Annotated in this window: 16 protein-coding genes; 9 read left to right on the top strand and 7 right to left on the bottom strand. The window is 64.7% G+C overall.

The genetic code is table 11. The annotated features are described in order from the left end of the window. Window positions 1–120 precede the first annotated feature (120 nt). Complete coding sequence (locus AC3WR3_RS00885) at window positions 121–1,080, top strand: hypothetical protein (RefSeq protein ID WP_492290891.1); 960 nt, start codon at window positions 121–123, stop codon at window positions 1,078–1,080. A gap of 70 nt (window positions 1,081–1,150) precedes the next feature. Here AC3WR3_RS00885 and pbpC read toward each other — a convergent pair whose 3' ends face one another. Next, the gene (gene pbpC / locus AC3WR3_RS00880; protein ID WP_492291156.1) at window positions 1,151–3,370 is read right to left on the bottom strand and encodes a penicillin-binding protein 1C; all 2,220 of its coding nucleotides are present in this window, start codon (window positions 3,368–3,370) and stop codon (window positions 1,151–1,153) included. 154 nt (window positions 3,371–3,524) lie between these two features. Then, window positions 3,525–8,378, bottom strand: a complete 4,854-nt coding sequence (locus AC3WR3_RS00875) for an alpha-2-macroglobulin family protein (RefSeq protein WP_492290890.1) — start codon at window positions 8,376–8,378, stop codon at window positions 3,525–3,527. A 559-nt stretch (window positions 8,379–8,937) separates the two neighbouring features. On the opposite strand from AC3WR3_RS00875, the gene AC3WR3_RS00870 reads away from it, so the two are divergent. Genes AC3WR3_RS00870 through AC3WR3_RS00850 form a run of 5 tightly spaced genes read left to right on the top strand, consistent with a single transcriptional unit; the run spans window position 8,938 to window position 14,051 of the window. Further along, window positions 8,938–9,975 (top strand): AI-2E family transporter, encoded by a 1,038-nt coding sequence (locus tag AC3WR3_RS00870; RefSeq protein ID WP_342057964.1) that lies wholly within the window; start codon window positions 8,938–8,940, stop codon window positions 9,973–9,975. A gap of 4 nt (window positions 9,976–9,979) precedes the next feature. Further along, window positions 9,980–11,497, top strand: coding sequence for an efflux transporter outer membrane subunit (locus tag AC3WR3_RS00865; RefSeq protein WP_492290889.1), 1,518 nt, complete (start codon window positions 9,980–9,982; stop codon window positions 11,495–11,497). Beyond that, on the top strand, window positions 11,490–12,584 hold the full coding sequence (locus AC3WR3_RS00860) for an HlyD family secretion protein (RefSeq protein WP_404838161.1): 1,095 nt from the start codon (window positions 11,490–11,492) through the stop codon (window positions 12,582–12,584). The genes AC3WR3_RS00865 and AC3WR3_RS00860 overlap by 8 nt, the downstream gene beginning before the upstream one ends. Before the next feature lie 8 nt (window positions 12,585–12,592). Further along, window positions 12,593–13,621, top strand: a complete 1,029-nt coding sequence (locus tag AC3WR3_RS00855; protein WP_404838160.1) for a hypothetical protein — start codon at window positions 12,593–12,595, stop codon at window positions 13,619–13,621. 1 nt (window position 13,622) lies between these two features. Continuing rightward, window positions 13,623–14,051 (top strand): ion channel, encoded by a 429-nt coding sequence (locus tag AC3WR3_RS00850; RefSeq protein WP_342057960.1) that lies wholly within the window; start codon window positions 13,623–13,625, stop codon window positions 14,049–14,051. A 93-nt stretch (window positions 14,052–14,144) separates the two neighbouring features. Here AC3WR3_RS00850 and AC3WR3_RS00845 read toward each other — a convergent pair whose 3' ends face one another. Then, window positions 14,145–15,833 carry an FAD-dependent oxidoreductase gene (locus tag AC3WR3_RS00845; protein WP_492290888.1) on the bottom strand — a complete coding sequence of 563 codons (1,689 nt, stop codon included), beginning with the start codon at window positions 15,831–15,833 and terminating at the stop codon, window positions 14,145–14,147. A 134-nt stretch (window positions 15,834–15,967) separates the two neighbouring features. Between AC3WR3_RS00845 and AC3WR3_RS00840 the strand changes: the two genes are divergently transcribed. The 3 genes from AC3WR3_RS00840 to AC3WR3_RS00830 all read left to right on the top strand — a co-directional run bounded on the left by AC3WR3_RS00840 (window position 15,968) and on the right by AC3WR3_RS00830 (window position 20,560). Further along, a complete protein-coding gene (locus AC3WR3_RS00840; RefSeq protein WP_492290887.1) occupies window positions 15,968–18,907 on the top strand; it encodes a sensor domain-containing phosphodiesterase in 2,940 nt (979 codons plus the stop codon). A gap of 75 nt (window positions 18,908–18,982) precedes the next feature. Beyond that, a complete protein-coding gene (gene pflA / locus AC3WR3_RS00835) occupies window positions 18,983–19,825 on the top strand; it encodes a pyruvate formate lyase 1-activating protein (protein ID WP_139434163.1) in 843 nt (280 codons plus the stop codon). A gap of 93 nt (window positions 19,826–19,918) precedes the next feature. Then, the gene (locus AC3WR3_RS00830) at window positions 19,919–20,560 is read left to right on the top strand and encodes an energy-coupling factor ABC transporter permease (RefSeq protein ID WP_492290886.1); all 642 of its coding nucleotides are present in this window, start codon (window positions 19,919–19,921) and stop codon (window positions 20,558–20,560) included. Between the two features lie 70 nt (window positions 20,561–20,630). On the opposite strand, the gene AC3WR3_RS00825 is transcribed toward AC3WR3_RS00830, so the two are convergent. The 4 genes from AC3WR3_RS00825 to AC3WR3_RS00810 all read right to left on the bottom strand — a co-directional run bounded on the left by AC3WR3_RS00825 (window position 20,631) and on the right by AC3WR3_RS00810 (window position 23,971). Beyond that, on the bottom strand, window positions 20,631–21,323 hold the full coding sequence (locus AC3WR3_RS00825) for an ABC transporter permease (protein ID WP_492290885.1): 693 nt from the start codon (window positions 21,321–21,323) through the stop codon (window positions 20,631–20,633). 93 nt (window positions 21,324–21,416) lie between these two features. Beyond that, window positions 21,417–22,157: an ABC transporter permease gene (locus AC3WR3_RS00820; protein ID WP_025326495.1), complete on the bottom strand. Its 741-nt coding sequence runs from the start codon at window positions 22,155–22,157 to the stop codon at window positions 21,417–21,419. Window positions 22,158–22,361: 204 nt separating this feature from the next. Further along, window positions 22,362–23,135 carry an ABC transporter substrate-binding protein gene (locus tag AC3WR3_RS00815; RefSeq protein ID WP_139434167.1) on the bottom strand — a complete coding sequence of 258 codons (774 nt, stop codon included), beginning with the start codon at window positions 23,133–23,135 and terminating at the stop codon, window positions 22,362–22,364. Between the two features lie 65 nt (window positions 23,136–23,200). Beyond that, on the bottom strand, window positions 23,201–23,971 hold the full coding sequence (locus tag AC3WR3_RS00810) for an ABC transporter ATP-binding protein (RefSeq protein ID WP_025326493.1): 771 nt from the start codon (window positions 23,969–23,971) through the stop codon (window positions 23,201–23,203). Window positions 23,972–24,057: the final 86 nt, after the last annotated feature.

Raw genomic sequence — 24,057 nt, 5'->3', positions numbered from 1 at the left:
GCCAGCGCCTACTGGCCAGGCAACGGCATATTTTCCCACGCAATGTTTGCCGCAAGGCGGCAATCTTGCGTATATTCCCGAGCCTGCGCCTTGGCCACCGGCTTGAACCCTGACGATCCGATGAAGACCTATATCTACTACCCCGGCATGGAAGTACGGGATGAACTCTGGCTCAAGTTTGCTCTTATCTATCTGGAGCGGCTCGCCTTCGTCTTCACCGTCAGCGAGAAGAGCGGCCTCACCGCCCTGCTCGATACCCTGCGCCAGCAGAGCGACCTGCTGACCGAACCGCCCGAGCCCACCTTCTTTGCCGCCATCACGCCCCAGGTCGAGAGCCAGATTGCCGGCCTTGTCGCCCCCGACTTCGTCCGCCACAAGGTGTTTGGCAACAAGGAGCTGATCACGCGCTGGCGCCAGCGTGCCAACCACGACTGCTTCTGCCCCGCCCAGCCAGGTCTGGAGCGGCTGCACGGTTTTTGCCTGAGCCAAGGCTTTGCGACCCAGGATGATGGGGGGATAAGAATGGCGCGGCGCTTTGCCAACCTGCTCTCCATGCGCCTCGCCCGTGAGTGGGCGCTCGCCAATGAGGGGGCCCTCATCACGGATCACGACTACCTAGACCGGCTGCTTCACCTGCTCGAATCCCGCTACCACAACCGGGGAGGCCAGGACTGCTTCCACCTCGAGATCCCGTTGCAAGTGCCCACTCACCTGGCCGACATTCCGTTTGCAGAGCTGATTGCCCTGCGCGGGCGCAGCGGTTTTCGCCAGCAGCTGGCGGCCTTCCACCAGGCTCTGGATGCCCTGCTCGCCATGCTTGGCAGCGGCTACGCCGACCCTGCGATACTGGCCCGCTTCGAGCAGGCGCAGCAGGGGCTCAACCAGCTGCTGGGCCCGCAGACCCGCAGCCTGCCACTCACCACCCTGGTCAGCTGCTCATTGCCCGCCATGGCGATGATCCACAGGCTCAAGGAGAGTCATCCCGACAGCACTCTGGTCTTCCATCCCATCAAGAAGAGCCACTTCCACCAGCGCAAGAGCCAGCACTTCTTCACCCGGCTGGGTCAGGTCAAACCCTGAGCCAGCTTAGGCACAGAGGCTGCCGTCAAAATATTGTCGCCCTGAACGGGTAGCCCCTGACTCGCCTCTCTCAGGAGGGGTTCTCCAACCGAAACTCGATGCGATCGCTGTTGCCCGCCTCGTCCACCACCACCAGCTGGTAGCGCCCCGCCTCGCTCAGCACCTGATCCCCGTCCCAGCGCAGCCGCTGGCCGTTGAGAAACCAGGCCGGCTTGCCCACGCCCCCCAGCACTTTGGGCTGCAACCGGTAGCGCTGGCTGCGGATAAGGTTCCCCTCCCCCAGCGCCAGGATGCGAATGGGTGCCTGCAGCTCGGCGCTTCGCCCCTCCCCTGCACAACCGCTTGCCAGCAGCGCCTGGCGCCGCTCGCCGGGTGTACGCCAGGGCTCCAGCGACAGCGGCCAGAGCGCCCGAACGCCGGATTGCGCCGCATCCTGGCAGCGGGCCAGGGTCGGCTTGCCCCCGGCGGTCAATGCGACCTGTCGCAGCGGCGAGGGCCAATCCATGGGATCCGGCAAGGTGGGCGGATCGCGCCCTTCCAGCAGCCAGGCGCTCTGACGCTGCAGACAAGCCTCTGGCAGGGTCGCGCTCGCCTTGCGTCCCAACGGCCAGCAGATCTCGGCTTCGCTCACCGTATTGGGCTGCAGCGGCAGAGGGCTGTTGTCCGAGAGCCGCGAGTAGACCGAGAGCAGCAGCGGCACCGCCGCGCTCTGGCCGTAAAAACCGGGCATGGGGGTGCCGTCGGGGCGCCCCAGCCAGACGCCTATGGTCCAGCGACCGGAGACCCCCATGGCCCAGCTGTCCCGATAGCCATAGCTGGTGCCGGTCTTCCAGGCCAGCCGGTTGACCCGGCCGGTCGCCTCGCTGGCAAAGGGCTGATCCGCGCGCCCCTGGGCGCTCAATATTTGCCAGATGATCCAGGCCGCCCCCGTGCTCAGCAAGGGGCGTGACACCGCCTGCTGCCCCGCCAGCCAGACCGGCATGGCCACCTGCCCCTCACGGGTCAGCGCGCTGTAGAGCGCCACCAGCTGCTCGAGCCGAATGCCTGCCGCCCCCAGCGCAATGGCCGGGTTGGGTTTGTCCGAAAGCGCGAGCCGTACCCCGGCATTGTCGAGGCGGCTGACCAATTTGTCGGCCCCAAGCGCCTCCAGCACCTGCACCGCCGGTACGTTGAGGGATTGCTGCAGCGCCTGGGTCAGGGTTACCGGCCCCTGAAAGGCGCCGGAGAAGTTGGCGGGTCTGTAATCCGAGCCCAGCCTCGGCGCATCGGAGAGCAGGGAGGCCGAGTGCACCAACCCCTCGTCCAGGGCCAGACCGTAGATAAAGGGCTTGAGGGTAGAGCCGGGGGAGCGGATCGCCTGCACCATGTCGAGGTAACCGTGGCGACGCAAATTGCCATACTCGGCGCTGCCCACATAGGCGCGCACCGCCATGGTGCTGTTGTCTACCAGCAGCAGGGCGGCGGAAGTCTGTTCGGGGAAGCGGCGGATATAGCTTGCCACCCGCCCCTCCAGCCAGCGCTGCAGATCCCCGTCTATGGTGGTGTGCACCAGGGCCCCCGGCTGATTGTCGGCGGCGAGGCGAGCGAAGAGCGGCGCCTCCATCGGCGTGAAGTGACCGCGGGCCAGCACCGGCTCGATGCGCCCCTCCAGCCACACCTGCTCGGGCCAGGCACCCTGTGCCACCAGCCGCTGCATCACCTTGTCCCGGGCGGCGCGGGCCCGCTCGGGATGCCGGTCCGGCCGGTTGCGGCTGGGAGCCTGCGGCAGCACTGCCAAGAGCGCCGCCTCGGCATGGGTCAGCTTGACGGCGCTCTTGCCAAGATAGGCAAAACTTGCCGCCTGCACCCCCTCCAGGTTGCCGCCAAAGGGCGCCCGGTTGAGATAGACGGTGAGCAGGGTGCGCTTGTCATAGTGCCACTCCAGCTGCAGCGCGCGGGCCATCTGGCGCAGCTTGCCGGGCACGCTCCTGTGGTAGGGCTCGATGAGGCGCGCCACTTGCATGGTGAGGGTCGAGCCCCCCGAGACGGCGCGCCCATAGCGCAGCCACTGCCAAACCCCGCGGACCATGGCCACCGGATTGACCCCGGGATGGCGCCAGAAATGGCGATCCTCGTAGCCCAACAGCGCCTCGATATACCGGGGGGAGACCTGCTCCAGGGTCACGGGGTAGCGCCACACGCCGCTGGTGTCGGCAAAGGCGCGCAGCGGCCGCCCCTTCATGTCGAGCACCACCCGCGCATAGGCTGGGTCGAGTGGCGGCGGCGGGAACATGCGATCCAGCCCCAGCAGCGCCAGAAACAGGGCTACAACGCCCAGCACCGAGCAGCGCAGCCAGCGTGGCAGATGGCCCAACCAGACGAGGCTGACGCGGCCACCGTGACAAAGTCGCAGCCAGCCACGCTGCCAGAAAGTGAGCGGGCGAACCCGCTCGAGGGAAGGAAGATTACTCAGAGATGCTCACCTCGTGGATATCCTCCCCCAGGGCCCTGAGCTCTGGCCGGTACATGTCCTCCACCTGGGTCGGTGGTACCTGATAACGGCCCGGCGTCACCGCCCGCATCAGGTAGACCAGCTGCTGGTTGCCCCCCGCACTCAGATCCAGCGCCGCCGTGTAGCGATCGTCACGAAACTCCTGATGCTTGAGGTAGTCGTTCCACTCGCTCTGCCACGCCGGTTTCCCCTCAATGGAGAGCTCTTCGAGCTTGATGCTGTTGCCAAGGGCCGGATTCTCCAGCTCGAAGCCTGCCGGCACCATCTCCACCAGCAGGGCATCGGGCACAGCCGATTCGCTGCTGACGTTGAGCCGCACCACCACCAGATCGCCGACCCGTACCTTGGCCGGATCAAGCTGCTTGCCGTCGCTGTCGAACCAGCTGCGGGTGACGCTTATCCCCTGACTCAACCGGGTAGGAGCCTGTTCGGGGTAGCCGATCACAGTGCGCTGCACATAGAGGGATCCCTTGCCCTCGTTGGTGATCCCGCTGACTGCCAGTGCCTCGGGGGCGCCCAGCAGCAAGGCGGCCGAACCGGTCAGGGATTCACTGCCAAGGGGTGAGTCGACCCTGGCCTGCCAGTCGGCGGCAGGATCAACTTGCGCCAACCGCAGCAATGCGAGCCGCTCCTGGGTGCTGAGCCACTGACGGTGGGCCAGGGTGTCGGCCACCTTGGCGCTGAGATCAGGCCAGCGCTCCTCGGCCAGCTTGTAATGACGCAGCAGGGAGAGCTCGAGGGCCTGATCGCGCAGGGGGGAACCGTAATCCCCGAGATAATCCTCACCGCGCTCGGTCGCCTGCGCCCGGGCAAGGGCCTTGGCGGCGTTCTGCTCATCCCCCATGGCCGAGAGCGCCAGGGAGAGGTGCAATAGCGGCAGGCCCGAGCGGGCGTGATCCGCCTGCTGCTCCCAGATGAGGCGCAAGGTAGCGAGCGGTGCCTTGCCCACCCGGGCCAGCACATAGGCGCTGTAGGCCTGATAGGCCAGCCGGCTGTGCTCGGGGGCACTGCTCCAGCGCTCCCCGTACTGACTGTCGGTGAGATAGCTCTGCAGCCGGTTCAGTGCCTGATTGAGCATGGCCTCCGGCACCGTATCACCCGCCTCCTTGCGCGCCAGCAGATAGTCGGCGGCATAGGCGGTGAGCCACTGCTCCTCGTCGGAGCGACCATCCCAGAGGCCAAAGCCGCCGCTTGGCAGTTGCAACCGCTGCAGCCGTTGCAGCAGGGCGCGCTGCAGGTCAGCCTCGCTCGCCGGTTTCTTGCCCTCTGCGGGTTTGCTCCAGGTGGCCCGCTCATCGGCTGTGGTCAGCAGATAAGGCCAGGCCCGCGACAGGGTCTGTTCCAGACAGGCGTAGGGGTAATCGGCCAGCGCCTGCCACTGGGCCGCCGGATCCCAGGGCGGGGTGCCGGAGAGGCTGAGCAGCCCCTGCAGATTGGTGTGATCCAGCCCGGCCAGCTCACTTGGCGCCAGGCTCATCTGCTGGCCGGGGGGCAACATCTGGTAGCGCTGGCGAGTCTCGGCCGGCCAGGGGGAGCGCAGCGGCAGCGACCAGTCGCGGCTGACCGCAAAGCCCTTGCCGCTGGCCGCCAACTGCAGGCTTGCCACGCCGCTCGCCCCAGTCACGGTGAGCGGCAGGGTCAGCCACTGCTCCTCACCGTTTTTCAGGGACAGCGTGCCGGGCAGCTCGCCGTTTGCTTTCAGCCCGCCATTGAGGGTCCAGGCAAGAGAAAGGGTCTGATCCTCGCCACTCATGTTGCGCAACTGCACCAGCGCCCGGGTCTCATCCCCTCTGGCGCCAAAGCGCGGCCAGCCGATCTCGGCCACCAAGGGCGCCACCACCTTGACGGCGCGCTCGGCCTGGCCCACCTGCTGTTCATTCCAGGCCAGCGCCATCAGCGCCAGCTCACCGTTGAAGTTGGGCAGATCTAGCGGGATCACCGCCTTGCCGCTCTCATCAAAACTCACCTCGCCGCTCCAGAGCGCAGCGATCTCGACCCGGCTCTCCAGCGCGCCGCCCTTTTTCAGTGGCGCCCGGTCCCCCCCGTAGTTGAGGCGGGCCAGCTTGCCATCTTGCGGCGGGATCACCTGGCCATAGTTGTCGAACAAATCTTGGGCGAAGCGCTTGCGACCGAAGAAGATCTCGAACGGGTCGAGGGGCTGGTAGTCGCTGATGTTGAGCACGCCCCGATCCACCGCGGCCAGCACCACGCGGCCCTGACTGTTGGGGGTGGAGGTGGCGGTCACCTCCAGTCGGGTGAGCGGCACCGCTTTAACAGGCGCGCTCAGGGTAAGCGGCAGACGGCGCGCTTCCCGATCCAGGGTGAGCGGTACCAGGCCGACCGAGCGCAGGCTCTGCCCCTGCTGCTTGCCGGATGGTTTGGACGCGCTGTCTGGCGCGGCGATCTGGGCCGAGATATGCAGGTCATGACGTTGCCACTCGGGGCTGACCGGGATCTCGAACTCGCCGCGAGCATCCTTGGCATCACCGCCGGCCCCCTTGAGCTCGATGCGCTGCCACCAGCGCAGGCCGTCGCCATCTTCCACCAGCAGCAACCCCTTGCCGGGGCGCGGGGCCACCAGGGTCACTTTGGCCTTCTCCCCGGCCTGATAGGCGCGCTTGTCGAGGGTGATGGCAATCTTGTCGGGCCGCGCCTGCTCGCCACCGCCGCCCCAGGCGTAACTGCCTATCTCCACCCTCAGGCTCGATTGATGGCCCTGACTGTTCTCCACTTCCAATCGATACCAGCCCGCCGCCAGTTGCAACGTGAGCGGGGTCGGCCCCTTGCCATCCAGCTGCAGGGTCTGCTCCTGCTCCAGATAGGGCTGGCTGTTGAATTCGTACTTCCACCCCTCGCCGTCGGCGTAGTGCCAGTAGTAGTCGCGGTACTCGTTGATGAGGCGCACCTTCACCTCGCCCGCCACCGGCTGACCCTTGTCGTCGAGGTTGAGGATCTGGAAGGGGAGCGGCTTGCCCCCTTCCACCCGATCCGCCACGAAATCGGCCTTGAGTGCCGGCCACTGGCTGCCCATGGGCCAGCCATACTGGGTGCGGCTGCGATTGACGGCGCGGCCACCGGGCTCGGAGAGCGACACCCGATAGGCCACCTCCAGCGGCCCGAGGGCACGCACCCCATCGAGTTCATCCGCCAGCGAAAAAGTCCCCTGCCCCTGTTCATTGAGGGTGATATTGAGGGGCTCCGGCTCTTTGGACTGCTCGGCGAGCAGCACGTCACCCAGGGTGAACTCCTGCCACTGGGTAAAGGGCATGGTGGCGCGGCTTAACTTCACCTCCGCCTTGGCCTTGGTGGCGCTCGCCGGGGCGCCATAGAGATAGTCCCCCTGCAGCGGCAGGGTCAGGGCTGCGTCCAGATCCGTCACTTCGCCATCCGGCCCCTTGCCAAGCTGCAGTTTCAAGCGTTCAGGCAGAAATTCCTCCACCAAAAAGGGCCACTCGAAGCGACTACCAGCGGCGGTCTTGAGGTTGATGGTCCAGCGCCCGAGCGGCGCATCGTCCGGCAGGCGCAGGCCGTAGTGGGCGGCGCCAAGGCTATCGGGCAGCAGCCGCTTTTGTTCGAGCAGCTGGCCATCCGGCTGCTTCACCTCCAGCTCCACCGCCATGCCCGGCAGCAACTGGCCATCCTGCCCCTTGAGCAGGATCTCGCTGTCGAGTCGCTCGCCGGGGCGATAGAGGTCGCGCCCGCTGAACAGATAGGGCTGCTGGGCCTGCCAGGGCTGGGTGCCGAGATCGAAGGTGGAGAGATCGAGCGCCGCGCCATCGAGGCGCAGCACCGCCAGATGGTTGCCCTGCTCGGCCAGCAGCAGGCGGGCCCCCTGCACCTGATCGAAGCGACGATGGCCTTGCGGATCGGTGGTTTGCACCTGCAGCCGGTTGCCCTTCTCGTCGAGCAGAGAGAGCTGCACATCCTTGAGCGGGTCGGCGCTGGCCAGGGAGCTGACAAACACCTCCAGCTGATCGCGGTAACGGCGGGCACTGAGCCCCATGTCGCTCACCGCAAAATAGGTGGTCTCCTTGCGCCAGTCGTAGTTGCCAAGGGGCGACATCACCGCAAAGTAGACACCGGCCTCGGCCAGCTGCGGCTCCTTCACATTGATGAGGCGGGTCTCGCGTCGGTTGGCATCGAGCTCCAGCCCATAGCGGCCGCTAAACACCCGCTTGGCCCGCTTGGTGATCTGTTCAAGCTCCCAGTTGCCCATGCCGGCACCGGGGCGATACTCGGCGAGGAAACGGGGCAGATATTCCGCATCGACCCGGAAGAAGTCGATATTGACCTCATCCACATTGACCGCACTGATGGGCAGGCGCAGCTCGTCGCGCAGCGGCAATACCATGCCGCTCGCGGTAAACGAAGCCCCCGCCTCCAGCGGCCGGGTCTTGAGGGTCCAGCTCTGGGGGGATGGGCCCAGCCCCGCCTTGAGGCTCACCTCATAGCTCTTGTCTGGCTGAACGTTCGGGAAATAGAGGGTGCGACCATCGTCGGCCAGGATCCACTCCCCCTGCACCTGCTTGCCCCCCTCACTGACCGAAAGCCAGCTCTGCCAGTTCGCCTTGGGCGCCAAGGGGCCGGAGAAGACCAGCGCCAGCGCCGGGGCATCGCGATATTGGCGAGCATTGGCCTGCACCACTGAGGTCGGTGCCCCGGCCTCCTGCTGCACCTCGGTTGGGGAGGATGCGGGGGCCGGGGTGTCCGGGCCGCAGCCTGTCAGCAGCAGAACCCCCACACCCGCCAGTAACGAGGCCAGCAGACGAGGGACGCGAGACACAGGAGAGGGCTTGAGGAGACGCATAGAGTTGATCCCGGGTTGAGTCGCCGCCAGCGCGGCGCAGGAGCCAATAGGATAAAACGTCCCCCCCATTAACACAAAACTCAGTGCGGTGGGCACATCATCCACGGCATGCCGTTGCTGGCAGCAGAAATAGCTATTTATAAGCAGGCAATAATATTCCCCATTCGGGGCTCTTTTTTGGGCGGCTATTTTAGATAGGAAAACTTTCCCCGTTTTCTGAACCCAAGCCAAACTGGGAACAACTGTTCGCTTGTGCGGCACGAGGGGACTCTTTACTCTCTGGCCCCGCTGAAGTTGTAGAAGCAATCAACCTAATATCAATCGGTTAAATATTTTTTAAACATTGAGTTCCTGTGCCATACATTAAATGCAGGCAAGGTCAGCGTGCCCCCACGCGCTGAACTCAGTGTTATTTATTACTGCACAACCCATGCCTGCTGGCCCGACATCTATGTTGGGCCAGCATGGTTGTGTGCTCATCCCCCGTCGGAGTCATACCAGAATGGAAAATAACGATCTGTCCATAGTCGAAAAAAGGTTGGTTGCCAGATTCCTGGATATGTTCATCAAGTTTGGCCTTATCCTGGCACTGGGCTCTTTCTGCTTCACCGTGTTCTCCCCCTTCATGAACATGATGCTGTGGGCGCTGATCCTGGCCGTCACCCTCTATCCCCTCCACCAGCGCTTTGCCGCGCGCCTGGGCGGGAAGCAGGGCAAGGCCTCCACCCTGCTGGTCTTGCTGGGGGTGCTGCTCATCGTGGCCCCTACCGTCGTCATGGTCAGCTCCCTGGGTGACAGCGTCAGCGCCCTGGTCGACAAGGTGAACAACAATACCCTAGTGATCCCGGCCCCCTCCGCCGACATCGCCGACATCCCGCTGGTGGGCGCCAAGCTCCATGCCGTCTGGCTGAAGGCCTCGGTGGACCTGCCCAGCCTCATCATCAGCTACCAGCCGCAGCTCGGGGATCTCGCCAAGAAGGTCGTCGGCATCCTGGCCAGCATGGGAGGCGGCCTGCTCGGCTTCGTCTTCTCCTTCATCGTGGCCGGCATCATCATGGCCTGGGGCGCACCGGGTGCGGTAAGCGCCGATCGCATCGCCATGCGCATCACGGATGAACGCAAGGGGCTGGCGCTGACCAAGCTGTGCACCAGCACCATACGTGCCGTCGCTCAAGGGGTCATCGGGGTCGCCTTCATCCAGGCGCTGCTGGCGGGGATCGTCATGATGCTGGCGGGGATCCCGGCGGTCGGCATCTTCTTCGTCCTGGCGCTCATCCTCGGCATCGCCCAGGTGCCCGTGATCCTGGTGACGGCTCCCGCCATTGCCTACATGTGGAGCACGGGTGATCACGGCACTGCGGTGAACATCATCTACAGTGTCCTGCTGATCGTCGCGGGCATGGCCGACAACGTGCTCAAGCCGCTGCTGCTGGGTCGCGGTGTCGATGCCCCCATGCCGGTGGTGCTGCTGGGCGCCCTTGGCGGCATGGCGACCAGTGGCATACTCGGCATGTTCATCGGCGCCACCCTGCTCTCTATCGGCTATCGCATCTTCATGGCCTGGGTCAACGAAGGTCTGGCTTCTGCGGATAAATAACCCCATGGCCGTCCAACGTCACACCATGCGCCCCCTGTTCACGGGGGGCGCATGCCTGTTATTGAGTGCCTGCACAGTGCTGGGTCCCGACTATCAGGCCCCCAGAGTCGAGGAGATGGCCGGCTGGCACAGCGCCAGCGAGGGTCAGCAGGCGAGTGCGACCGCCGACTATCGCCAATGGTGGAACCGCCTCAACGACCCCGTGCTGAGTGCCCTGGTCGAGGAGTCGCTGCGCAAGAACCCGGACGTCAGGATCGCTGGTTTGCGGATCCTCGAGGCCCAGGCCCAGCTCGGCATCGCCGAGAGCCTGCTCGGCCCCCAGGCCACCGTGGGCACGGGCGAGTTCCTGCAAGCCGGGCAGACCCGGGGCGGCCACAGCAGCGCCGGCAGCAGCTATGGCGCCGGGTTCAACCTCGGCTGGGAGCTCGACTTCTGGGGCAAGTTCGAACGCGGCATCGAAGCGGCGGATGCCAACTACTTCGCCACCCTGGCCCAGTATGATGACATCCAGGTGTTGATGGCCGCCCAGGTGGCCCAGCTCTATGTAAGCATCCGCACCGTGGAGGCTCGCCTGTACATAGCCCGGGAGAATGCCCGCCTCCAGCAGCGCAGCCTGGAGATCACCGAGCGGCTGTTCAAGAGCGGCAACAGCGCCGAGCTGGACGTGCAGCAGGCCAAGACCCAGTACCTCGGCACCCTGTCCGGCATTCCGCAACTCGAGACCAGCCTGCGCCAGAGCCAGAATGCCCTCTCGACCCTGATTGCCAGGCCCCCGGGCCCCCTGCCCGAGATGGCCACCAACACAGGCAAGATCCCCCAGGGGGAGCTGGCCCTGGTCACCGAGATGCCGGCCGATCTGCTGCGCCGGCGTCCCGACGTGCGGGTCGCGGAGCGGCAACTGGCCGCCCAGTCGGCCCTGATCGGCGTGGCCGAGAGCGAGCTCTACCCCTCCATCACCCTGCTTGGCACCCTGGGCGTCAACGCCACCAATGGGGAGAGCGGCACCTTCTCCTGGGCCGTCGGTCCCTCGCTCAGCTGGAACCTGCTCGATCAGGGACGGCTCGGCAACCAGATCCTGGTGCAGGACGCCCGCTTTCAGCAACTGCACGAGCGCTATCGTGACAGCGTGTTCAAGGCGGCCCGCGAGGTGGATGACGCGGCCGTGGCCTACGCCAACGGCCAGGACGAGATCGTCCTGCTGACCCAGACCGGCGAGGCCGCCCGTCGCTCCCTCGAGATAGCCAACACCCAGTATCGCGAGGGGATGGCAGACTTCCAGCGGGTGCTCGACTCCCAGCGCGCCCTGTTCAACCAGCAGGAGCGCCTGGTCAACAGCCGTGGCGCCCGGATGCGGGATCTCATCACGCTCTACAAGGCACTGGGTGGCGGTTGGGAACAGGGGCGCGAACGTCCCCTGGTGACCCCCGAGGTGGAGGCCCAGCTGCGCACGCGCGCCGACTGGGCGCCTCTGCTCGACGCAACCCACTCCCCCCTGACACAGAAGGCAAGCTCCCATGACTGACAGCACTGCATCTCCCGGCCAGGGCAGCCGCCGCGCCACCCTTGGGCTGCTGGCTGCAATCCTCCTCCTGCTCATCTGGTATCTGCTGGCGGACCGGCTGACGCCATACAGCTCCCAGGCCCGGGTGCAGGCCTTCGTGGTCCCCGTCGCCGCCGAGGTGTCCGGCCAGATCAAGCGGGTCTATGTTCACGACAACCAGGACGTGGAGGCAGGCTCCCCCCTGTTCGACATCGATCCCGAGCCCTATGACATCGCCCTGGCCAAGGCCAGATCCGACTACCAGACGGTCTTGAGCGGCGTCAAGGCGAACACCGAAGGGGTCAAGGCGGCCGAGGCCTCCCTGATGGCCATGCGCGCCGCCTATGACAACGCGGCAAAGGATGCGGAGCGCCAGGAGCGGCTCTATCGCGAGGATCCGGGCGCCATCTCGGTGCGTCGCCTCGAGGTGGCCCAGGCCAGCCGCGAGACGGCCAAAAGCCAGGTGGCGGCAGCGGAGGCCGACGTCCGCCGCGCCATCGAGGCCGCCGGAGCGAGCGGCGATGACAACTCCCAGCTGCTCAGCGCCCGCTCGGCGGTCCACAAGGCGCAGCTGGATCGCCAGAACACCCGCGTGGTGGCACCGGGTCGGGGGCTCATCACCGACTTGAGCACAGATGCAGGCCAGTTCATCGGGGCCGGCGCACCGGCCATGACACTGATCGCCATCCACGACGTCTGGGTGTCGGCGGATCTGACGGAGAACAACCTCGGCAACATTCGGCCAGGGGACAAGGTCGCCATCCTGCTCGACAGCCTGCCCGGACAGCTGTTCAAGGGGGAGATCCGCAGCGTCGGCTACGGGGTGGGCGATGGCAAGAGCCAGCCCGCCGGTGCCCTGCCCACGGTGGACAACAACCGCGACTGGCTGCGTCAGGCGCAGCGTTTCCCGGTCAAGGTCGCCTTCCAGAGTGACGACTTTCCGCCGGTCGAGGCGCTGCGGGTCGGCGGCCAGGCCGATGTGCTGGTCTACACCGGCGAGAGCGGGGTGATGCACTTCCTGGGGGCGCTCTATATCCGGCTGATGAGCCTCTTCTCCTTCCTCTATTGAGGCGCCATATGCATAACGCCGACAGGGCTGTACTGCGCATTGGCACGGGCATCGGGCTCGCGGCGGGGATCTGTTACGGCCTGGCCCTGCCCATGCCCCACCTCGGCGTCATCATGGCCTGGGTGGTGCTGTGCCGACCCGGGGAGGCCCTTGGCCTGAAGAAGGGGCTGGCAGGGGGACTACTGCTGCTGGGGATCATGGCCGCCGGGGTGCTGCTGGTCCCCCTGCTGACCCACTATGCCCTGGCGGCCGTGCTGCTCATCGCCCTGCTGCTCTACCTGCTGATGCAGCAGTCGATGGCCGGCAAGGGGGCCGCCGCCATGCTGCTCATCATGGCCATTACGGTGATCCCGGTGGCCGGGCTCATCGAGCAGTCCCTTGCCATTGCCATCGCCCAGATGATGGGACTGGGGATCCTGATAGGCACCCTGGTCAACCGCATGGCCCACGCGCTCTTCCCCCCCCTGCCGGTGGCAGGGGGGGCGGCAAGGCCGGTGCCATTGCCTCCCGAACATCCCGAGCGGCTGGCGCTGCGCGCCGTCGCCATCGTGCTGCCGGTGTGGCTGCTGGCCCTCGGCAACCCGGCGTTCTACATTCCGGCGGTGATGAAGACGGTGGCGCTGGCCCAGCAGAGCACCTCCCTCAACGCCAGACAGGCGGGCCAGGAGCTGGTGCTCTCGACCCTGGCGGGCGCCCTGCTGGCGTTCGCACTCTGGATGGGACTCAGCCTCTGGCCCTCGCTCCTGATGCTGGTGCTGATGCTCTCCCTGATGACCCTGTGGCTGGCGCGGCGTCTGATCCGGCTGGTGGCGGGGCGCTTCCCGCCCTCATTCTGGAGCAACGCCTGGATCACGGCGCTCATCCTGTTTGGCCCGGCCATCGAGGACAGCGCCACCGGCAAGGATGTGTGGTTGGCGGCCGCCATGCGTTGCGGCCTCTATCTGGTGGTGGCCGGCTATGGCTGGCTGTGTATCTTGCTGCTCGAGCAGTGGTGGCCGGTCGGCCGCCCGCTGGCAGAAGCCAAGTTAGGAGACTGACATGTTTCTCATTTTTATGGTCGGCATCCCGGTGATCCTGATCAACATGCTGTTGCAATCCCTGGTGTCCGTCTGGTGCATCCGCTTCTACATCAAGCGGGTCGGCAAGCGTGAAGGGGTGGTGGCCGGCATGCTGGCGCTGTTTGGCATCATCACCCTGGTGATGCTGGGCAACCTGGCCCAGATCGGCGTCTGGGGAGGGCTCTTCCTGTGGCTCGGGGAGTTCGATACCCTGCAGGAGGCCGTCTACCACTCCGGGGTCAACTTCGCCACCCTGGGCTATGGCGACATCGTCATGAGCCCGCAGTGGAAGCTGCTCGGCCCGCTGGAGGCGGTCAACGGCGCCCTGATGATAGGCCTCTCCGGTGCCTCCATGCTGGCGGTCTTGCAGCATCACATTCGCAAGCAGCTCAATGACGGCGCCCCCTGAGCGGGCTGTGCTCATGGTGTAGAAAAGGGCCACTCCATGGAGTGGCCCTTTTTCATGCACAGCAGGGGATTGGGCCATGTCGGCCGGGCAGCACTATTCGGCGAAGGCCAGCTGCCAGGTCTTGAAGCCGCCGGAGAGGTTCTTCACCCGAAAGCCGTGCTGGCTCAGCAGGCGGCAGGCCACGTGACCGCGCAAGCCCACCTGGCAGCTGATGAGCAGCTCTTTGTCTCTTGGCAACTCATCGAGGCGGCCGCGCAGCTCGTCGAGGGGAATGTGCATCGCCCCCGGGATGCGCCCCAGCTTGTCGAGCTCGGGGCCGTTTCGCACATCCACCACCTGCTGGTGAGGGTGGCGGGCCTGCACCTCGGCCGCGTAGCAGAGGATGGTGTCCCCCTTCAGGTGGTTGCTCGCCACGAAGCCCGCCATGTTGATCACATCCTTGGCCGAGCCGAAGGGCGGTGCATAGGTGAGCTCCAGATCCTGCAGGTCAAAGACGGTGAGACCGGCGCGCTGGGCCACCGCCAGCACGTCGATGCGCTTGTCGATGCCATCCTTGCCGATGGCCTGGGCGCCGTAAATCTTGCCATCCGGGGCAAACAGCAGCTTGAGGCTGACCGGATGGGCGCCGGGGTAGTAACCGGCGTGGCTGCCCGGGTGGACATAGACCTTCTCGAACGGCAATCCCAGCTGCACCAGTCGCTTCTCGTTGAGCCCAGTGCTGGCCACCGCCAAGTCGAACAGCTTGCAGATGGCGGTCCCTTGGGTCTTCTTGTAGGTTTCGCTTCGGCCCAGCATGTTGTCGGCGGCGATGCGCCCCTGCCGGTTGGCGGGGCCAGCCAGCGGGATCAGCACAGCTTCGCCGGTGACGAAGTCGGTCTCCTCCACCGCATCCCCCACCGCGTAGATGAAGGGATCCGAGGTGCGCATGCCAGCATCCACCTTGATGCCACCGCGGGGGCCCAGCGCCAGCCCAGCCTTGGCGGCGAGCAGGGTTTCCGGTTTGACGCCGATGGCGAGGATCAGCAGGCCGGTGTCGAGGTGAGTGCCGTCGCTCAGGGTCAGGCGCAGGCCGCCGCTGTTGGCGGTGGGCACGGCCGCCGTCATCTCGGCGGGCAGATCCAGACTCTCGATAGCCGATAGACCGGTGCGCAGACGCAGATCGATCCCCTCTTCCCGGATGCGGGCGTGGAGCATGTTGGCCATCTCCTTGTCCACCGGCGCCATCACCTGATCGGAGAGCTCCAGCAGGGTGACCGCCAGCTGGCGCTGGTGCAGCGCCTCCATCATCTCCAGCCCGATAAAGCCGCCGCCCACCACGGTGACGTGGCGCGGCTTGTCGTGGTGCAGGGCCGCCAGGATGCGATCCATGTCGGGGATATTGCGCAGGGTGTGCACGCCAGGGCTGTCGATGCCGGGGAAGGGAGGACGGATCGGCGCCGCCCCCGGGCTCAGCAGCAGCACGTCGTAAGGCTCGCGCCGCTCCTCGCCGGTTTGCAGGTTGCGCACCAGCAGGCTCTTGCCCGCCTTGTCTATCTCGATCACATCGTGGAAGACCCGCACATCGACGTTGAAACGGCGCTTGAAGCTCTGGGGCGTCTGCAGCAGCAGGGCATCCCGACTGGGGATATCCCCCCCGATATGATAGGGCAGACCGCAGTTGGCGAAGCTGACAAACTCCCCCCGCTCGAACATCACTATCTCTGCCGTTTCGCTCAACCGACGGGCGCGGGCCGCCGCCGAGGCGCCCCCGGCGACGCCACCCACAATCAGGATCCGTTTCATCTGCAAGACTCCACTCAACAGGAAATGACCAATAAATTAGACCTATCTAATTTAGGTTTCAATGAAATTTTGTTTGCCTCGGATTTGCAGTATTCTTGCCCTCCGACAATTGCTCAACAGGATAGTGTCAGTTCATGTCGTCTACCGCGCTCAGTCATCTCCCGACCGCCAGCCAGGCCCCTCTGTTCTTTCGCCTGGATACCCGTAGTCAACGGCTGGTCGCCCTGACCGATGTGATGCAGACCCCGCTCCACTGGCTCGATGAGCCCCGCAGCGCCTGGCCGGCCCAGTTGCCGGATGCCCTGCGCCAGCCCATAGAGCAGCGGCTCGCCAGCGGCAAGGGGGGCAAGCTGCTGCTGCGCTTTGCCGCCCAGCAGTGGCATATCTCCCTCTCCCATGAACAGGACGCCTTCTGGCTCATCTGCCTGCAGACCCAGCCCCAGGAGAGTGCGGCCAACTTGTCGCTGCAACTGCCGCGCCTGAGCCAGATGGCCAGTCAGCAGCAGTACGCTCCCATGCTGGAGAGCCTCAGGGAGTGCCTGGGGGCCGATCGCCTCATCCTCTGGCACTACCAGGCCAACGGCCCCCTCGGCAGCGAGCAGCTGACCCCTGTCTTCACCCTGAATGCGGATTCTGTCGGTGCCATTCGCGGTGACAGCCGCTATATCCGGGCCTTGCGCACCCGGGGCGCCCTGAGCTTCTCGGAGGCCGCCCATCAGCCCATGCTGAGCCAGCACTATTATCTGGCCAATGCCAATGTCAGCTCCCGCCTGGACGGCGCCCTGCTGGAGCAGGAGAAGCTCATCGGCGTGCTCAGCCTCGAGTACGCCGAGACGACCCTGATAGGCGAAGAGACGCTGCAGCTGGTGCGCCACTGCGCCCAGTTGCTGGGTCACTGGCAGCCCGAACCCGAGGTGGTCGAGGCCTCCCCCTTCACCCTGCCAGGCGGGCTCAGTTGCAAGACCGGCAATGAGTATTGCCGCGCCCTGGTGCGCTGGGCCATGACGGCGAGCGGCGCCCGCATCGGCTGGCTCGGGGAGTTTCAGCTGCGCGGCCAGGATCTCTGGCTCATTCCCCGCTGCGTGCTGGAAGGAGAGACCTTCTCCGCAGTCAAGCCCATGCGGATGGAGATAGGCCCGGGCCGGGAGATCTTCCAGCACGGCCAGAGCCTCTACGTGGAAGACCTGCCCCTGCGCTATCCCCAGGCCACCCAGTTGCTGGCCCTCGACGCCAAGGCCTACATCGGCATCCCCCTCCAGGGCCAGGGCGGCGTTCCCCTGGGTCAGATCACCCTGCTGCTCGACGGGCCGCTGGCCGACCCCATTCCCCTGCTCGATGCCCTCCATGAGCAGCGCGAGCGGGCCGCCATCGAGCTGCAGCGCCTCGCCAACGACGATGCCCTGCGCCTGGCGGAAGTGGCCTTCAATACCCACGACGGTCTGCTGGTGATGGATCACGGCGGCATCATCCTCAAGGTCAACGACTCCTTCAGCCGCATCACCGGCTTTACCAGCGAGGAGATGCTGGGTCAGCATATCGAGGCCCTGAGGCCCACCTACTATGGCGACAGCCTCAAGCAGGAGGTGATCGCCGCCGTCGACAAGCAGGGATACTGGCTCGGCGAGGAGCAGTGCCTGCACAGGGACGGCCATCTCTTCCCGGTGCGGCTGATGGTGAGCGGCGTCAAGGATGAGGAGGACGAGATCAGCCACTTCGTCTGCAGCTTCCACGACATCACCCAGGAGAAGGAGACGGCCCGCCACATAGAGCGGCTCGCCTATTACGACGATCTGTGCGACCTCTACAACAGGCGCAGCCTGAACGACATCATGCAGCGTACCCTGCAGAGCCCGAACGGGCAGTGGGGAGCATTGCTGCTGCTGGATCTCGACAACTTCAAGTCGATCAACGACTCCCTCGGCCACGCCTGCGGCGATCTGCTGCTCCAGGCTGTGGTGGTGCGACTCAAGTCCCTGCCCCAGGAGAACCTGGTGCTGGCCCGCACCTCGGGGGACGAGTTCGCCCTGCTGTTCACCGCGCTGGGCCAGGGCTATGTCACCGCCAAGATATTGGCGGAGCACTTCGCCCGGGAGCTGATGGGCATTTTCCGGCTCCCCTTCGACATCGGCGATCACAAGCTGCACTGCAGCGCCTCCGTGGGGATCAGCCTGTTCAGCGACGATGACAAGGATCACCTGATCCTGATGCAGCAGGCCGACACCGCCGTCCACATGGCCAAACGGGCCGGCCAGGGCAACCACATCTTCTTCAGCGAGGCCATGGCGGAGAAGGAGAAGAGCAAGCTCTCCCTAAGCAACCAGCTGCGCGATGCCCTGCGCAACAACGAGCTGGTGCTGCACTACCAGCCCCAGTATAGAGTCGACAACGGCAGCCTCTCGGGCGTGGAGGCCCTGCTGCGCTGGCAGAAGATGGACGGCACCATGATCCCCCCCGGGGACTTCATTCCCATCGCCGAAGAGACCACACTGATCCAGGAGATAGGCTACTGGGTGATGAAGACCGCCTGCGCCCAGTACAGTTTCTGGCTCAACAACGGCCTCGCCATCCCCCACCTGTCGGTCAACGTCAGCGCCCGCCAGTTCCACACCGCTGGCTTCGTGCAACAGGTGGAGTACGTGCTGCGCGATACCGGGGTACCGCCGTCGCGCCTGCTGCTGGAGGTCACCGAGTCCGTGGTGCTGGAGAACCGGCTGGACAGCATCGCCAAGATCCGCCAGCTCAAGGCCCTGGGCATCCTCATCTCCATCGATGACTTCGGCACCGGCTACTCTTCTCTCGCCTATTTGCGCGATCTGCCCGCCGATGAGGTCAAACTGGATAGGAGCTTCATCCAGACGCTGGTGCACAGCGAGCAGGACAAGGCCATCGTCAAGGCCATCCTGGATCTCGCCAAGGTATTTCGCTTCACGGTGACCGCCGAAGGGGTGGAGGACGAGGAGCAGCTGGCCGTGCTCAAGGCCCTGGGATGCCAGCACTACCAAGGCTTCCTGACCAGCCGCCCGCTCCCCGTCAAGGCACTGGAGAGTCTGCTGGGTGCCACCCCGGCGGGCTAAACTGGTAGGATTTATAGGGCTTTATGTCATAAAATAACGACCGCTCGAACCCTGTCCGAACAATTGGAGTCGTCTATGTCAGTCATTAACCGGATCCCTGCCGTTGAAACCAGCGGCCCTGCCGATCAGGGCACTCAGCGGATCCCTGCCGCCACCGTTAGCGACACCAGCAATCCCGACATCATTGGCCGGATCCATTCCGTCGAGACCTGCGGCACAGTCGACGGCCCCGGCATCCGCTTCATCGTGTTCATGCAGGGCTGCCTGATGCGCTGCAAGTATTGCCACAACCGGGACACCTGGGACACCCAGGGCGGCCGCGAAGTCACCGTGCCCGAGTTGATGCAGGATCTCACCAGCTACCGCCACTTCATGAATGCCTCGGGCGGCGGCGTCACCGCCTCCGGTGGGGAAGCCATGCTGCAGCAAGAGTTCATCGCCGAGCTGTTTGCCGCCTGCAAGGCGCAGGGGATCCACACCTGCCTGGATACCAACGGCTTCGTGCGTCACTACGACGAGCTGCTCGATCGGGTGCTCGACAACACCGACCTGGTGCTGCTCGACATCAAGCAGATCAACGACGAGAAGCACATCCCCCTCACCCATGTCAGCAACAAGTACACCCTGGAGTTCGCCCGCTACCTGGCGTCCCGCGGCCAGACCATGTGGATCCGCTACGTGGTGGTGCCCACCTGGTCCGACGATGACGAGAGCGCCGAAGGGCTCGGCCAGTTCATCGCCGAGCTGGGGGAGTGCGTCGAGAAGGTGGAGCTGCTGCCCTACCATGAACTCGGCAAGCACAAGTGGGACGTGCTGGGAGACACTTACGATCTGACCGGGATCAAGCCCCCCAGCAAGGAGACCATGGACAGGGTCCAGGGCATCCTCGGCAAGTACCACCCCAACGTGAAGTATTGAGACAGGAGGCCGCCCGGGACTGGGCGGCCTCTTTTTTTTGCGCCGCCAGCGCCCGGACTCATCACCGGGCAGTGAGATCCGGGGGAACAGGCCATGAGTGAAGGACAAGTCGCCGCCCTCCTGCTCTGGCTGGTGCTGCTCGCCTTCAGCCTGCGCGCCTCCCTTCTGCGCACCCTCCACGGCAACCCCCTCTATCAGCACCTCTGTCTGGGGAGCGCCATCGTCCTGGTACCGCTCTGGACCCTGCGGGCCGGCCTCCATGAGGGGCTGGAGATCCACTTTCTCGGCCTCACCACCCTGACCCTGCTGCTGGGCTGGCGCCTCGCCCTGCTGGCCCCCTGCCTCACCCTGCTGATCCTCGGTGCCTTTGGTGTCACCGATCTGGCGGAGTTCGGCTGGCAGGCGCTCATCGGCGTCGCGCTGCCGGTAGCCACCAGCTGGCTGCTGTTTCTCGCAAGCTGGGCCTGGCTGCCCCGCCACCTCTTCGTCTACCTGTTCGTGGCCGCCTTTCTTGGGGGGGCGCTCAGCATCTCGGTCAAGATCCTCGCCAGCGCCCTGCTGATGGGGATGAGCGGCGCCTACCCCTGGCACACCATCAGTGCCGATTACCTCTCCATCTGGCCGCTGCTGCTCTTCCCCGAGGCCCTGCTCAACGGTATGGCCATGACACTGCTCGCCGTCTACCGACCCCACTGGGTCAATACCTTCTTCGACAGGGAATATCTGGGGCGCTGAGCCTGCAGAGGCCGGCGCAATGAAAAAGCCCGCGACTGCGGGCTTTTTTGTCTCTGGCTTTTGTATCAGGTCATACGCTGCGGGGACGCAGGTGGGCGTGCCAGCGGGCCTCCCACTTCTTGAACAGCCAGACGATGGCGAAGGTGAGCAGCATGTAGAGCAGACCTGCGGTCAGGAAGGCCTCGAACGGGCTGTAGTAGCGGGAGTTGATGATCCGCGCCGCACCTGTCAGGTCGACTATGGTGATGATGCCCGCCACCGCCGAGCCCTGCAGCATGAAGATCACCTCGTTGCTGTAGGCGGGCAGCGCACGGCGAAACGAGTTGGGCAGTATGATGCGGGTGAGGGTCTGCCAGCGACTCATGCCGAAGGCACTGGCCGCCTCAATCTGCCCCTTTGGCATGTTCAGCACGGCGCCACGCACTATCTCGGCGGTGTAGGCACCGGTGTTGAGGGTGAACGCCAGCAGGGCGCAGAACCAGGCCTCGGAGAAGAGCGCCCAGGCGGGGCCGTTCTTGAGCCACTCCCACTGGGCGGCGCCGTAGTAGATGATGAACAGCTGCACCAGCAGCGGGGTGCCGCGGAAGAAGTAGATATAGGCCCAGATCGGCCCCTTGATCAGCCAGTTGCGGCTGTTGCGCAGAATGCCCATGGGCACCGCCAGCATGAGGCCGAGCATGAGGGAGGCCGCCACCAGCCAGATGGTGGTGTAGAAGCCCTCCCAGTAGGTGGGCCACTCCGTGAGAATGATGGAGAAATCCATGGCTTACCTCGTCTTGATCGTGATGGAGATACGCTCGGCACTGACACCGCGACGATCACAGTAAACGAATGACTGCATTGAATACGACATGGCTTACCTCGTCTTGATGGCGTAGTGACGCTCGGCCCACTTGAGCGCCGAGGTCGAGACCGCGGTGAAAATCAGGAAGATCAACGCCACCGCCATGTAGAAGGTAAAGGGCTGCTGGGTCGAGCCCGCCGCCAGGGACGCCTTTCGCACCATGTCATCGAGCCCGATGATGGAGACCAGGGCCGTGGTTTTGAGCAATACCAGCCAGTTGTTGCCAAAGCCAGGCAGGGCGTGGCGCATCATCTGGGGGAAGAGGATCCGCACAAACACCTGGGTCGCCCGCATGCCAAAGGCGCGCGCCGCCTCCAGCTCCCCCTTGTCCACCGCCAGGATGGCGCCACGGAAGGTCTCGGTCATGTAGGCACCGAAGATGAAGCCTATGGTGGCGACCCCGGCAGCAAAGGGGCTGATGTCGATGTAATCCGGCAGCAGGGAGACCCACTCCTGGTTCGGGTTGCTCTCCAGCAGGTAGTTGTTGTAGGCCTCGTTGACCCAGGTGCAGATCCCGTTGATCAGCACCTGGCCGCCGAAGAACAGCAGCATCATCAGCACCAGATCCGGGATGCCGCGAATGACGGTGGTGTAGGCGGTCGCGATGCCGCGCGCCCACTTGTAGGGGGAGAGCTTGGCCAGGGCGCCCAGCATGCCGAGCACCAGCGCCAGCAGCAGAGAGGCCAGCGCCACCTCCAGAGTGACCCAGGCTCCCTCCAGCAGGGAGGTTTCGTATCCTTTCAAATCAAACATATGCGGCTCCATTGCAACGCATTGAGCGGGCTTGCCCGTCCCAATATCCTTTCAAACCAAACACATGCAGCTCCATTGCAACTAAGCGGGCCCATCGCTCCCTTGCGAGAGACAACGGGCCCGATGAGGACAGACGAGGGTCAACCTGTCGTGATGATCCGCCGCGATCCCTTCGGCGGCTACCCGGGGTAGCGCGCCTGGGAGTTACTCGCCGTACACGTCGAAGTCGAAGTACTTGTCGTTGATTTCCTTGTACTTGCCGTTGGCGCGCAGGGCCAGGATGGCGGCATTGAATTTCTCTTTCAGATCCTTGTCAGCCTTGCGCACCGCGATGCCGGCTCCCTCGCCAAACCACTTGGGATCGGTCAGCTTGGGCCCCACGAACTCGAAGGCATCGCCGCCCTCTTTCTTCAACAGGCCGTCGCTGATGGCGGCGGAGTCGGCCATCACATAGTCAACCCGGCCTGATTTCAGATCGAGATAGGCTTCATCTGCGGTGCCGTAGCGCTTGATGGTGGCGTTGGGGAAGTTGTCGGTGATGTAGGTGTCCATGGAGGTGGCGCGCTGCACGGCGATGGTCTTGCCATCCATGAAGGCCTTGTCGAGCTGCACCTCGGTGCCTTTCTTGGCGGCGAAGCGGGCCGGAATGTGCTGGTACTTCTGGGTGAAGTCCACCTTCTTCTTGCGCTCTTCGGTGATGTCCATGGTGGCGATGATGGCGTCATACTTGCGTGACAGCAGCGCCGGAATGATGCCATCCCAATCCTGCTTGATCAGGGTGCACTTCACCTTCATCTCTTCGCACAGGGCGTTGGCGATGTCGATGTCAAAGCCTTTCACCTCGCCGCTCGGCTCGGTCCAGGAGAAGGGGGGATAGGCACCTTCCACCCCGATCCGCACCTCTTTCCACTCCTTGGCCATCAGGCTACCGGAACACAGGGCCGTCATCACGGCAGTCGCCAGCATCAGCTTGTTCATGTATCTCTCCTTGATAAACACGTCGATCGTTGAAAACGCAGAATATTGAAAATACCGCTCCTCCATCAATAGATGGAAGAGATGAATTGCTTGAACCGCTCCGACTTGGGATGGGCGAAGATCTCCTTGGGATTGCCCTCCTCCTCCACCCGCCCCTGGTGCAGGAACATCACCTTGTTGGAGACGTCACGGGCGAACGACATCTCGTGGGTCACCACCAGCATGGTGCGCCCCTCTTCCGCCAGCTCGCGCATCAGGCCGAGTACCTCCCCCACCAGCTCGGGATCGAGCGCCGAGGTGGGCTCATCGAACAGCATCACCTCGGGCTCGACCGCCAGGGCGCGGGCGATGGCCGCCCGCTGCTGCTGGCCGCCGGAGAGGTGGCCGGGGTAGTAGTCGCGCCGCTCCCACAGCCCCACCCGGTTGAGCAGCTGCTCCGCCTTGGCGATGGCCTCGGCACGGGGCACCTTGAGCACCTGGATCGGGACTTCGATGATGTTCTGCATGATGGTCATGTGCGACCAGAGGTTGAAGCTTTGAAACACCATGGCCAGGCGGCTGCGAATGCGCTCCACCTGACGCATGTCCTCAGGCAGGCGTTCACCGGCCCGATTGCTCTTCATGCGGATCAGCTCGCCATGGAGTGAGACCGTGCCGGAAGAGGGGGTTTCCAGCAGATTGATACAGCGTAGAAAGGTCGACTTCCCCGAACCCGAGGAGCCGATCAGGGAGATCACATCCCCCTTGCGGGCCGTCATATCGATGCCCTTGAGCACTTCGTGGGTGCCAAAATACTTGTGCAGTTCACGAACTTCCAGTGCGGCAACGTCGCTCATCCATTACAACCTTGTCTGTCCCTAGACGCCGCTACGGCGTGACTCCACCATCGTGAATTTAACAAAAAGTTAACCGATGGCAACCT

This window comes from Aeromonas sp. EU05-FHT14A05 (genome assembly GCF_058791175.1).
Note: the sequence above shows the minus strand (reverse complement) of the source record. Positions and strands in the feature narration are given on the sequence as shown.

Bases quoted from the DNA above. Each gene is read 5' to 3' on its own strand.
- AC3WR3_RS00885 (WP_492290891.1), top strand. From the start codon at position 121: ATGAAGACCTATATCTACTACCCCGGCATGGAAGTACGGGATGAACTC.
- AC3WR3_RS00875 (WP_492290890.1), bottom strand. From the start codon at position 8,378: ATGCGTCTCCTCAAGCCCTCTCCTGTGTCTCGCGTCCCTCGTCTGCTG.
- AC3WR3_RS00870 (WP_342057964.1), top strand. From the start codon at position 8,938: ATGTTCATCAAGTTTGGCCTTATCCTGGCACTGGGCTCTTTCTGCTTC.
- AC3WR3_RS00865 (WP_492290889.1), top strand. From the start codon at position 9,980: ATGGCCGTCCAACGTCACACCATGCGCCCCCTGTTCACGGGGGGCGCA.
- AC3WR3_RS00860 (WP_404838161.1), top strand. From the start codon at position 11,490: ATGACTGACAGCACTGCATCTCCCGGCCAGGGCAGCCGCCGCGCCACC.
- AC3WR3_RS00855 (WP_404838160.1), top strand. From the start codon at position 12,593: ATGCATAACGCCGACAGGGCTGTACTGCGCATTGGCACGGGCATCGGG.
- AC3WR3_RS00850 (WP_342057960.1), top strand. From the start codon at position 13,623: ATGTTTCTCATTTTTATGGTCGGCATCCCGGTGATCCTGATCAACATG.
- AC3WR3_RS00845 (WP_492290888.1), bottom strand. From the start codon at position 15,833: ATGAAACGGATCCTGATTGTGGGTGGCGTCGCCGGGGGCGCCTCGGCG.
- AC3WR3_RS00840 (WP_492290887.1), top strand. From the start codon at position 15,968: ATGTCGTCTACCGCGCTCAGTCATCTCCCGACCGCCAGCCAGGCCCCT.
- pflA (WP_139434163.1), top strand. From the start codon at position 18,983: ATGTCAGTCATTAACCGGATCCCTGCCGTTGAAACCAGCGGCCCTGCC.
- AC3WR3_RS00830 (WP_492290886.1), top strand. From the start codon at position 19,919: ATGAGTGAAGGACAAGTCGCCGCCCTCCTGCTCTGGCTGGTGCTGCTC.
- AC3WR3_RS00825 (WP_492290885.1), bottom strand. From the start codon at position 21,323: ATGGATTTCTCCATCATTCTCACGGAGTGGCCCACCTACTGGGAGGGC.
- AC3WR3_RS00820 (WP_025326495.1), bottom strand. From the start codon at position 22,157: ATGTTTGATTTGAAAGGATACGAAACCTCCCTGCTGGAGGGAGCCTGG.
- AC3WR3_RS00815 (WP_139434167.1), bottom strand. From the start codon at position 23,135: ATGAACAAGCTGATGCTGGCGACTGCCGTGATGACGGCCCTGTGTTCC.
- AC3WR3_RS00810 (WP_025326493.1), bottom strand. From the start codon at position 23,971: ATGAGCGACGTTGCCGCACTGGAAGTTCGTGAACTGCACAAGTATTTT.